General features: G+C 63.0%; 6 protein-coding genes. 4 read left to right on the top strand and 2 right to left on the bottom strand.

From position 1 onward, the window contains the following. Positions 1-54: 54 nt before the first annotated feature. From ptsP to PSH91_RS22775, 4 genes are all read left to right on the top strand, one after another. A complete protein-coding gene (gene ptsP / locus PSH91_RS22790; RefSeq protein ID WP_047229043.1) occupies positions 55-2919 on the top strand; it encodes a phosphoenolpyruvate--protein phosphotransferase in 2865 nt (954 codons plus the stop codon). Then, positions 2919-3860: a 1-phosphofructokinase gene (gene pfkB, locus PSH91_RS22785; protein WP_305466819.1), complete on the top strand. Its 942-nt coding sequence runs from the start codon at positions 2919-2921 to the stop codon at positions 3858-3860. The genes ptsP and pfkB overlap by 1 nt, the downstream gene beginning before the upstream one ends. A 14-nt stretch (positions 3861-3874) precedes the next feature. Then, positions 3875-5617, top strand: coding sequence for a PTS fructose-like transporter subunit IIB (locus PSH91_RS22780; RefSeq protein WP_107321866.1), 1743 nt, complete (start codon positions 3875-3877; stop codon positions 5615-5617). Positions 5618-5817: 200 nt separating this feature from the next. Then, entirely contained in the window at positions 5818-7359 is a 1542-nt protein-coding gene (locus PSH91_RS22775; RefSeq protein WP_305466818.1) for an alkaline phosphatase, read from the top strand. A gap of 139 nt (positions 7360-7498) precedes the next feature. Here PSH91_RS22775 and PSH91_RS22770 read toward each other — a convergent pair whose 3' ends face one another. Both PSH91_RS22770 and PSH91_RS22765 read right to left on the bottom strand, forming a co-directional pair. Continuing rightward, entirely contained in the window at positions 7499-10024 is a 2526-nt protein-coding gene (locus PSH91_RS22770; protein ID WP_305466816.1) for a sulfite reductase flavoprotein subunit alpha, read from the bottom strand. Positions 10025-10215: 191 nt separating this feature from the next. Further along, positions 10216-11379: a type III PLP-dependent enzyme gene (locus PSH91_RS22765; protein ID WP_047229038.1), complete on the bottom strand. Its 1164-nt coding sequence runs from the start codon at positions 11377-11379 to the stop codon at positions 10216-10218. Between the last annotated feature and the right edge of the window lie 539 nt (positions 11380-11918).

Raw genomic sequence — 11918 nt, 5'->3', positions numbered from 1 at the left:
CTGATTCATTCAAAACAATACCTGGCGCCAACCCGACGCCAAAAAGGAGAAAGCATGCTCGAGCTCACTCTAGAGCAGATATCCATGGCCCAGACGGCTGTGGATAAAGACGCCGCGCTGCAATTGCTCGCTGACAAACTGGTGGCCGATGGCCTTGTAGCCGAGGGTTACCTGGCCGGCTTGCAGGCTCGCGAGGCCCAGGGCTCGACCTTTCTTGGCCAAGGTATTGCCATCCCCCACGGCACCCCGCAAACCCGCGATCTTGTGTACTCCACCGGTGTGCGTCTGTTGCAGTTCCCCGACGGTGTGGACTGGGGTGACGGTCAGATCGTTTACCTGGCGATCGGTATCGCGGCCAAGTCCGACGAACACTTGCGTCTTTTGCAACTGCTGACCCGCGCCCTCGGCGAGACCGACCTGGGCCAGGCCCTGCGCCGCGCAGGTTCGGCCGAAGCGCTGTTGAAGCTGCTGCAAGGCGCGCCACAGGAACTGGCCTTGGATGCGCAGATGATCGGCCTCGGCGTGTCGGCCGACGATTTCGAAGAGCTGGTCTGGCGCGGTGCCCGTCTGCTGCGCCAGGCCGACTGTGTGAGCAACGGCTTTGCTGGAGTGTTGCAGCAGGTCGAGGCGCTGCCATTGGGCGATGGCCTGTGGTGGCTGCACAGCGAACAGACGGTCAAGCGTCCGGGCCTGGCCTTCGTCACGCCGGACAAGCCCATCCGTTACCTCGGTCAGCCCTTGAGCGGTCTGTTCTGTCTCGCCAGCCTCGGCGAGGCTCACCAGGCTTTGCTCGAAAGGCTCTGCGCGTTGTTGATCGAAGGCCGCGGCCATGAACTGGGTCGCGCCACCAGCAGCCGCAAGGTGCTGGAAGTGTTGGGCGGCGAACTGCCCGCCGATTGGCCCAGCGCCCGCATCGGCCTAGCCAATGCCCATGGTTTGCACGCGCGTCCGGCGAAGATCCTCGCGCAACTGGCGAAAAGCTTCGAAGGCGAGATCCGCGTGCGCATCGTCGACGGCCAGGACAGCGCCGTGTCGGTCAAGAGCCTGAGCAAATTGCTGAGCCTGGGCGCTCGTCGCGGCCAGGTCCTGGAGTTCATCGCCGAACCGAGCATCGCCGCTGACGCCTTGCCGGCGCTGCTGGCCGCCATCGAAGAGGGCCTTGGCGAAGAAGTCGAGCCGCTGCCGCCACCGAGTGCGCCACAGCAAACCACCATGGCCGAGGTTGCTGCCGTCGTGCTGGCGCCTGAATCCGGCAGCTTGATCCAGGCCGTTGCCGCCGCTCCGGGCATTGCCATCGGCCCGGCCCACATCCAGGTGTTGCAGGCCTTCGAGTATCCATTGCGCGGCGAATCAGCGGCCATCGAGCGTGAGCGCTTGCAAAACGCCTTGAACCAAGTGCGCCGCGACATCGAAGGTCTGGTCGAACGCGCCAAGGCCAAGGCCATCCGCGAAATCTTTATCACCCATCAGGAGATGCTCGACGACCCGGCGCTGACCGATGAGGTCGACACTCGATTGAAGCTGGGCGAGAGTGCGCAAGCGGCGTGGATGGGCGTGATCGAAGCGGCTGCCAAAGAACAGGAAGCGCTGCAGGATGCACTGCTCGCCGAACGTGCCGCCGACCTGCGGGACGTCGGTCGGCGTGTGCTGGCGCAATTGTGCGGCGTCGAAACCCCGAGCGAACCCGAGCAACCTTACATTCTGGTGATGGACGAGGTTGGCCCGTCCGACGTCGCCCGTCTGGATCCCGCCCGCGTAGCGGGGATTCTCACCGCGCGCGGCGGCGCCACCGCCCACAGTGCCATCGTCGCCCGAGCCCTGGGGATCCCGGCGCTGGTGGGGGCCGGTGCGGCGGTGTTGCTGCTGGCGCCGGGCACTTCACTGTTGTTGGACGGCCAGCGCGGTCGCCTGCACGTGGACCCCGACGCCCCCACGCTACAACGGGCCACCGAAGAGCGCGACACCCGTGAGCAACGTCTCAAGGTCGCAGCCGAACAACGTCATCAACCGGCGCTGACCCGTGACGGTCACGCCGTGGAAGTGTTCGCCAACATTGGCGAGAGCGCCGGTGTCACCAGTGCGGTGGAGCAGGGCGCCGAAGGCATTGGCCTGTTGCGCACCGAACTGATTTTCATGGCTCATACCCAGGCTCCCGATGAAGCGACTCAGGAAGCCGAATACCGCAAGGTGCTCGATGGCCTGGCCGGGCGACCGCTGGTGGTGCGTACCCTCGATGTGGGCGGCGACAAACCGCTGCCGTACTGGCCGATCGCGAAAGAGGAAAACCCGTTTCTCGGCGTGCGAGGCATTCGCCTGACCTTGCAACGTCCGCAGGTCATGGAAGCGCAATTGCGCGCCTTGTTGCGTTCTGCCGACAACCGTCCGTTGCGGATCATGTTCCCGATGGTGGGCAGCGTCGATGAGTGGCGTCAGGCCCGGGACATGACCGAGCGCCTGCGCCTGGAGATCCCGGTGGCGGACCTGCAACTGGGGATCATGATCGAGGTGCCGTCCGCGGCACTGCTGGCGCCGGTGCTGGCCAAGGAAGTCGACTTCTTCAGTGTCGGCACCAATGACCTGACGCAATACACCCTGGCCATTGACCGCGGTCACCCAACCCTTTCGGCTCAGGCTGACGGCCTGCACCCGGCGGTGCTGCAACTGATCGACATCACCGTGCGTGCCGCCCATGCGCATGGCAAGTGGGTCGGCGTGTGCGGTGAGCTGGCGGCCGACCCTTTGGCGGTGCCGGTGCTGGTGGGCCTGGGCGTAGACGAGCTGAGTGTTTCGGCCCGCAGCATTGCCGAGGTCAAGGCGCGGGTACGCGAAGTGAGCCTGGCGCAGGTAAAAATCCTCGCCCAAGAGGCCTTGGCCGTGGGCAGCGCCAATGACGTGCGCGCATTAGTGGAGGCGCTGTAATGGCCAAGATCCTTACCCTGACCCTCAACCCGGCGCTCGACCTCACGGTGGAACTGGCGCGCCTGGAACCCGGTCAGGTCAACCGCAGCGATGCCATGCACAGCCACGCCGCCGGCAAGGGCGTGAACGTGGCCCAGGTGCTGGCTGACCTCGGCCACACTGTGACCGTCAGTGGCTTTCTCGGTGAAGACAACGCCCAGGCGTTCGAAACGCTGTTCGCCCAGCGCGGTTTTGTCGACGCCTTTATTCGCGTCCCAGGGGAGACCCGCAGCAACATCAAGCTGGCCGAGCAGGACGGACGCATCACAGACCTTAACGGTCCAGGTCCGGTGGTTGATGACGCCGCGCAGCAAGCGTTGCTTGAGCGACTGGAACACATCGCCCCGGGCCACGATGCCGTGGTAGTGGCGGGCAGCCTGCCCCGGGGCGTCAGCCCGCAATGGTTGCAGGCGCTGATCATTCGCTTGAAGGAACTGGGCTTGAACGTGGCCCTCGACACCAGCGGCGAAGCCTTGCGCGTCGCCCTCGCGGCGGGGCCGTGGCTGATCAAGCCAAACACCGAGGAACTGGCCGATGCGCTGGGTTGCGACGTGGTGAGCGAATTTGCCCAGGCGGAAGCGGCGCAACGATTGCACGCCCAAGGCATTGAGCATGTGGTGATTTCCCACGGTGCCGACGGCGTGAACTGGTTCAGTGTCGGTTCGGCGCTGCATGCCTCGCCGCCCAGCGTCACTGTCGCCAGCACCGTGGGGGCCGGCGATTCGCTGCTGGCCGGCATGCTGCATGGCCTGCTCAACGCCGACACGCCGCAACAGACCCTGCGCACCGCCACGGCCATCGCCGCCATGGCCGTGACGCAGATCGGTTTTGGCATCCATGACACCGCGTTGCTGGCGTCGCTTGAACAGGGCGTGCGCGTGCGCCCCCTGACCGAACAATAAGAGGGTTCGCAAGAATGAAATTAGCCATTGTGACGGCCTGCCCGAACGGCATGGTCACCAGTGTGTTGTGCGCCCGCCTGCTGGACGCGGCAGCCCAGCGCCAGGGTTGGAGCACCAGCGTGGAAGTCCATGACGCGGCCCATCCGGAGCGCCAGTTATCGGCGGCGACCCTGGAAGCGGCCGAGTGGGTGTTGCTGGTAGCCAGCGGCCCGGTGGATATGTCGCGATTCGTCGGCAAACGTCTGTTCCGCAGCACCCCGGCCCAGGCCCTGCAGGATGTCGATTCGGTGCTGCGTCGCGGCGCCGAAGAGGCCAAGGTTTTTGTCGAGTCGGATGTGCTGGAAGAGGCACCTGCGGTTTCGGCTGAGCGGGCTCCTCGTCTGGTCGCCATCACTGCTTGCCCAACCGGCGTGGCCCATACCTTCATGGCCGCCGAGGCGTTGCAGCAGGCAGCGAAGAAGCTCGGTTACGACTTGCAAGTGGAAACCCAGGGCTCGGTGGGCGCCCGCAATCCGTTGAGCCCCGAGGCCATCGCCGAGGCCGACGTGGTGCTGCTGGCCACCGACATCGAAGTCGCCACCGAGCGTTTTGCCGGCAAGAAAATTTATCGCTGCGGCACCGGCATTGCCTTGAAGCAGGCCGAAGCCACGCTGAACAAGGCGCTTGCCGAAGGCCGCCAGGAAAGCGCGTCGGGCGGTGCCAGTGCTGCGGCAAAAACGGAGAAGACCGGTGTCTATAAGCACCTGCTGACCGGCGTGTCGTTCATGTTGCCGATGGTGGTGGCCGGTGGTCTGTTGATCGCCTTGTCGTTCGTGTTTGGCATTACCGCGTTCAAGGAGCCCGGCACGCTGGCGGCGGCGCTGATGCAGATCGGCGGTGACACCGCGTTCAAACTGATGGTGCCGTTGCTGGCCGGCTACATCGCCTATTCCATCGCCGACCGTCCCGGCCTGGCGCCCGGCATGATCGGCGGGATGCTCGCAAGCACCTTGGGCGCGGGGTTCATCGGCGGGATCATCGCCGGTTTCCTGGCCGGTTACGCGGCCAAGGCGATCAACCGCTACGCGCGCCTGCCCCAGAGCCTGGAAGCGCTCAAGCCGATCCTGATCATCCCGCTGCTGGCGAGCCTGTTTACCGGTCTGGTGATGATCTACATCGTCGGCAAACCGGTGGCGGGCATGCTGGATGGCCTGACCCATTTCCTCGACAGCATGGGCACCACCAACGCGATTCTGTTGGGTGTTTTGCTGGGGGCGATGATGTGTGTCGACCTTGGCGGGCCGATCAACAAGGCCGCCTATGCGTTTTCCGTGGGACTGCTGGCGTCGCAAAGTTATGCTCCGATGGCGGCGGCCATGGCCGCTGGCATGGTGCCGCCGATTGGCCTGGGCATCGCAACCTTTATCGCCCGTCGCAAGTTTGCCCAGACCGAACGCGAGGCCGGTAAAGCGGCGCTGGTGCTGGGGCTGTGCTTCATCTCCGAAGGGGCGATTCCGTTCGCCGCCAAGGACCCGTTGCGGGTGATCCCGGCCAGCATCGCTGGTGGCGCACTGACCGGTGCGCTGTCGATGTACTTCGGCTGCAAACTGATGGCGCCTCACGGTGGGCTGTTCGTGATGCTAATCCCTAACGCCATCAACCATGCGTTGTTGTATTTGCTGGCGATCGTGGCGGGGAGTCTGCTGACGGCGGTGTCCTATGCGCTGCTCAAGCGGCCGGAAGTGGTGGAGATGGCGTTAGAGCCGGCCAAGGCCTGATCACTTAAGTTTGAACAATGAAAATTCCCTGTGGGAGCGAGCCTGCTCGCGATAGCGGTGTATCAGTCGACAATGGGTTGCCTGATACTCTGCAATCGCGAGCAGGCTCGCTCCCACAGTGGTTTTGGGGTGTTCACAAGATCCCTGTCACGCCTGATTAACACTGCCATGCTTAAGTTTCCCCATTTGGGGGAAACACCATGAGCGAATTTGACCTGGGCCGTCGCCGTGTGATGCAAGCCGTGGGGGCGGGGTTGTTGTTGCCGGGGCTGGCGCCGGCGGTGATTGCCTCAGTCAAGGATCGCCCGGTGCTCACCGATGGCGTGCAGTCTGGCGATCTGCAGGGCGACCGGGCGATGATCTGGAGCCGCTGCGACCGCCCGGCCCGGATGGTGGTGGAATGGGACACCCGCAGCCAGTTGCCCAACCCGCGGCGTGTTGTCTCGCCACTGGTCGACAGCCGCAGCGATTTTACCGCTCGGGTCGAGCTCACCGGGCTGCCGCCTGACCAGGCAATTTTCTACCGCGTGCATTTTGAAGACGCCCAGACCGGTGTCGCCAGTGAGCCCTGGCTCGGTCACCTGCGCAGCGTGCCGCAGTTCAAGCGCAACATCCGGTTTGTCTGGAGCGGCGACACCGTCGGCCAGGGCTTCGGGATCAACCCGGACATTGGCGGCATGCGCATCTACGAAGCCATGCGTTTGCGCCTGCCGGATTTTTTTATCCACAGCGGCGACACCATCTACGCGGACGGTCCGGTGCCGGCGCAGATCACCACCGAAGGCGGGCGTATCTGGCGCAACCTCACCACTGAAGCCAAGAGCAAGGTCGCCGAGACCCTGGACGAATATCGTGGCAACTACCGCTACAACCTGATGGACGAGAACGTGCGCCGCTTCAACGCCGAAGTGCCGCAGATCTGGCAATGGGACGATCATGAGGTGGTCAACAACTGGTCGCCGGGCAAGCAACTGGATGAACGCTACCAGACCAAGGATATCCACAGTCTTGTTGGTCGTGCGCGGCAGGCCTGGCTGGAATACGCCCCCATGCGCTTGCAGAAGGCCGACGGCGGCGGGCGGATCTACCGCAAGCTCGCTTACGGGCCGATGCTGGATGTGTTCGTGCTGGACATGCGCAGCTACCGCGAAGCCAACGACGCCAACCTCGGCGGGGCCAAACCCTTTCTCGGTCGCGAGCAGTTGGACTGGCTCAAGGGCGAACTGAAGCAGTCCCGTGCCCAGTGGAAAGTCATTGCTGCCGACATGCCCATCGGCCTGGGTGTGCCCGACGGCGAAGTCAGCCCCGGCGTGTCGCGTTGGGAAGCGGTCGCCAACGGTGATCCGGGGCCGGCCCAGGGCCGTGAGCTGGAGATCGCCGAGTTGCTCGGCTACCTGCGCAAGCATCAGGTGCGCAACTACGTCTGGCTCACCGCTGACGTGCACTATTGCGCCGCCCACCATTACCACCCGGAACAGGCCGCGTTCCAGGATTTCGAACCCTTCTGGGAGTTTGTCGCCGGGCCGTTGAATGCCGGCAGCTTCGGGCCTAATCCTCTGGACAAGACGTTCGGTCCCGAAGTGGTGTTCCAGAAAGCCCCCCCGGCGCAGAACACGTCGCCGTTTGCCGGATACCAGTTCTTTGGCGAGGTGAACATCGACGGCCAGAGCGGGGAGATGAGCGTGGTGTTGCGGGATCTGGAGGGCGTGGCGGTGTTTGAGAAGAAGTTGCAGCCGGTCTGAGTTTCAAGTACGCCACCAATCAATGTGGGAGCGAGCCTGCTCGCGATGCGCTGTGTCAGTCGACAAAAGTGCCGTCTGATACTCCGCCATCGCGAGCAGGCTCGCTCCCACAGAGGGCAGTGTTTTAGCGGGTGGCTTGTCAGTAGACATCCCGCCGGTACCGGCCCTGTTCGATCAAGCGCTCCACTGCCGCGGCGCCGAGCACGTCGTTGAGCACCTGATCCACGCCCGACGCCATGCCCTGCAAGCTGCCGCAGACATAGATCGCCGCACCGTCGGCCAGCCATTGCTTGAGCAGGGCCGAGGATTCGCGCAGGCGGTCCTGGACGTAGATTTTCTGTTCCTGATCCCGAGAAAACGCCAGGTCCAGGCGTTCCAGATCGCCGGATGTCACCCATTCCTGTAACTCATCACGGCAGTGGAAATCATGCTCGCGCTGGCGCTCGCCGAACAGCAGCCAGTTGCGCTGCATGCCCTCGGCCACGCGCGCCTTGAGCAGGCTGCGCAGGCCGGCCAGACCGGTGCCGTTGCCCAGCAATATCATGGGCACGCCCTGAGGCGGCAGATGGAAGCCGCTGTTGCGGCGTACCCGCAGGCTGATGGCACTGCCCAGCGGCGCATGTTCGGTGAGCCAACCGGAGCCGATACCCAGGTTGCCGTCGGCGTGACGTTCCTGGCGCACCATCAGTTCCAGCAGGCCATCGGCGGGAATCGAAGCGATGGAGTATTCGCGCAGTGCCAGTGGCGCCAGGGCATCCACCAGGGCCTGGGCATGCATGCCCACCAGATGGGCGCGATTTTCCGGCAGTTGGCGGTTGGCCAGGGCCTGATCGAGGCGCTGGGGCAAGCCATCGACCTGCACGCGAGCAACGCCGGCGATGCCCAGGCCCTCCAGGAAATGGTCGATGGCCGACAGGTCATTGCGCGGCAGGATTTCCACCAGGTCACCGGCCAGCCAACTGCTCGGGCCGGGCGCGGTGAGGCCCAACAGATACACGCCAGAGCCGCTGCTCTCGGGGTTGAGCAAGGTGCGCTGGTGCAGGGTCCAGTTCTCGAAACTGGGCGCCTGCCAAGTGTCCAGCGGAGCCTGGCCAGTCAGTTCGGCCAATTGCTGTTGCCAGTGACGCAAGGCGTAAGGGTCGCCACTGTCGACTTCCACCGGAGCGAACAGAGTCTTGCCGCCGTGCTCCGACAGCCAGGTGTGCAGGCGTCGGGCGAAGCCGCAGAAGTTTTCGTATTGCCGATCGCCCAGGCCCAGCACCGAATACTGCAGGCGCTCCAGGCTCATGGCCCGACCCAACACGTTGCGCTCGAAACCCCGGGCGCTGTCCGGTCCTTCGCCGTCGCCAAAGGTGCTGACGACGAACAAGGCGTGGCTGCAATTGCTCAGCTCCTGCTCGCTGACACCGGCCAGCGGCTGGACCTTCACCGGCAAACCGGCAGCCTGGAGCTGGCCGGCGGTCTGCCAGGCCAGTTGCTCGGCGAAACCGCTCTGGCTGGCGAACCCGATCAGCCAGGCGGGCGCATCGCTGCGGTTGGCACCCAGCTCCTGGCGGGCATTCTTGATTTGGCGCTTCTTGCGGCGACGGTCCAGGTACAGCAACCAGCCGGTGATGAAGAACAGCGGCATGGTCAGCGCGGCGACCGTCACCAGGATCCGCCCGATCAGGCCGAAATAGCTGCCGATATGCAAGGCATAGACGCTGGTCAGCAACTGCGCCTTGAGGCTCTTGTCGCTGTAGCGGCTGTGACCACTGATGACACCGGTGGCCGGGTCGAGGATGAGCTGGTTCAGCGCCCGGTCATGAGGCGAGTTTTTCAGCAGGTAGAACACCGTTGCCGGTTGCCCGGCCACCGGCGGCATGCGCACGTTGTAGGCGATCAGGCCAGGGCCCGCGGCGCTGTAGATGCTGCTCCACATGGCCCGATAGTCGGCCACCGGCGGCGGGCCGCTCGGCGCTGGGCCGCGGTTGCGCACCCGTTCTTCTTCGGGGGAATCGGAGAGCAGGTGGGTCACGCCTTTGTTGTACCAATCGTAGGACCAGGTCAGGCCGGTCAGGGCCGCCAGCAGATAGAACGCCAGGCACCAGGTGCCCGCCACCGAGTGCAGGTCCCAGTTGAAGCTGCGGCCTTTTTTCGCCCAGTCGAGGGTCAGCCAGGCACGCCAGCTTTTCCATTGGCGTGGCCAGCGCAGGTACAGCCCGGACAGGCAGAAAAACACCAGGATCAGCGTGCAGGCACCGGTAATCTGTCGACCTACATCCTCCAAGGCCAGGACGCGATGCAGCCTGAGTATCAGAGCGAAGAGATCCTGGCCCACCACATCGCCCATGAATTGTGCGTTGTACGGGTTGAAATAGCGCATGGGCCCGCGCTTTTCCCCAGGCGGGGCGGCGAAAATTGCCCGTGCGGCGTGGCCGCTGTCGGTCTCGACCCAAAGCATGGCGACGGTTTTACCGGAAGCGGCCTCGATCTGTTGCACCAGCTCGGCAGGCGGCAGGACGCCTTCCGGTTGTTTCGGGACCATCAACACCTGGGGGTTCAACGCCCGCAGGATTTCGTCCTGAAACGACACCGCGGCACCGGTAATGCCCATAAACGCCAGGACCAGCCCGGCGCTGATGCCGAAAAACCAGTGCAACTGGAACAGGGTTTTCTTAAACACGTCACTCGCCTTTCAGTCATTGCTGTTCATCATGGCGCGCATGTTATCGAGAACCATTCATAAACACACATAAAAGCCACATGATTCAGACAAGCCTGAAGTCAATAGCATTGCGCTGATGGGCGCGTTTTGCGCTATTGCAAAAAAGCCCGTGACACAGTCACGGGCTTTCGGGTCCAGCGACCAGCGAATTACACGTAGAACGACTTCAGCGGCGGGAAGCCATTGAATTCCACCGCGCTGTAGCTGGTGGTGTAGGCACCGGTCGACAGCCAGTACAGACGGTCACCGATGGCCAGGTTCAGCGGCAAACCGTACTTGTAGTTTTCGTACATGATGTCGGCGCTGTCGCAAGTAGGGCCGGCGATGACCACTTCTTCCATCTCGCCTTTCTTCTCGGTCCAGATCGGGAACTTGATGGCTTCGTCCATGGTTTCGATCAGGCCGGAGAACTTGCCCACGTCCGTGTATACCCAGCGCTCGACGGCGGTACGGGATTTACGGGCCACCAGCACCACTTCGCTGACCAGGATGCCGGCGTTGGCGATCAGCGAACGGCCCGGCTCCAGGATGATCTCCGGCAGTTCGTCGCCGAAGTCTTCCTTGAGGAAACGGATGATTTCCTCTGCGTAGGTTTCCAGGCTGTTGGTGCGGGTGATGTAGTTGGCCGGGAAGCCACCGCCCATGTTGATCAGCTTCAACACGATGCCGTCTTCTTCTTTCAAGCGCTCGAAGATCACTTTGACCTTGGCGATGGCCGCGTCCCAGACGCTGATGTCACGCTGTTGCGAACCGACGTGGAAGGAAATGCCGTACGGCACCAGGCCCAGGTCGCGGGCCAGGATCAGCAGGTCCATGGCCATGTCGGTCTGGCAGCCGAACTTGCGCGACAGCGGCCAGTCAGCGGTGGTCGAGCCTTCGGTAAGAATGCGCACGTAGACTTTCGAGCCCGGCGCGGCCTTGGCGATGTTGCGCAGGTCGGCTTCGGAGTCGGTGGCATACAGGCGCACGCCCTTCTCGTAGAAGTAGCGGATGTCCCGGGATTTCTTGATGGTGTTGCCGTAGCTGATCTGATCCGGGCCTACGCCACGGCTCATGACTTTATCCAGCTCATAGATCGAAGCGATGTCGAAGTTCGAGCCTTTATCCTTGAGCAGGTCGATGATTTCCACTGCCGGGTTGGCCTTGACGGCGTAATAGACCTTGGCGAATTCGAAACCTGCGCGCAGGTCATCGTAGGCCTGGGAGATCATCGCGGTGTCGATCACCACGAACGGGGTTTCCTGCTTGTCGGCGAACGCCTTCATTTTCTGAAAGGTCTCGCGCGCGAAATAATCTTCGACCTGGATCGACATACTTGGGACTCCTACTGGCAAACATCAGGATCAATGGGTGTAAGGGCAAGCAGCCCTCGTGAACGTCCTCCGTATCCCCACTTTGGTTCGCCTACTTCCCAAGGCATGTCGCCGAAAGCAAAAAGGCCACGGGATGCTTGATTCCCTTGGCCTTGCTGTCTCGTCGTCAGTACTTGAGCCGGATGGATCGTTTCCAGCATGGACGTTCGGCGCGAACTTTAGGGCGTGAGGGGCCTGAGATCAACAAAAAATGTCGCGTTTTTGCACTCATTCGTCGTGCGGCCCGCGACAGCTCCTGATGTAACCGACCTGTGTGACAGTCAGATGTTCCTCGGCAATGCGACACAGGCTTCCAGGCTGGCCATTTGCACATGGCAGCTTGGAAGGGCGTTTCATGGCAGATCATTTGTTGACTGATCGGCGGCCGGTTATGAGGAAATCGTTTAAACAGATCTAAAAAACTGTAAGTGTCGACAGTGGGCGCGACGAAGCGATCATCGAATACTCAAGACTCCAGTTGTACTCGCCGCTGAATAAAA

Origin of the sequence: Pseudomonas sp. FP1154, assembly GCF_030687245.1 — a bacterium.
GTDB classification, from domain to species: Bacteria; Pseudomonadota; Gammaproteobacteria; order Pseudomonadales; family Pseudomonadaceae; genus Aquipseudomonas; species Aquipseudomonas rhizophila.
Note: the sequence above shows the minus strand (reverse complement) of the source record. Positions and strands in the feature narration are given on the sequence as shown.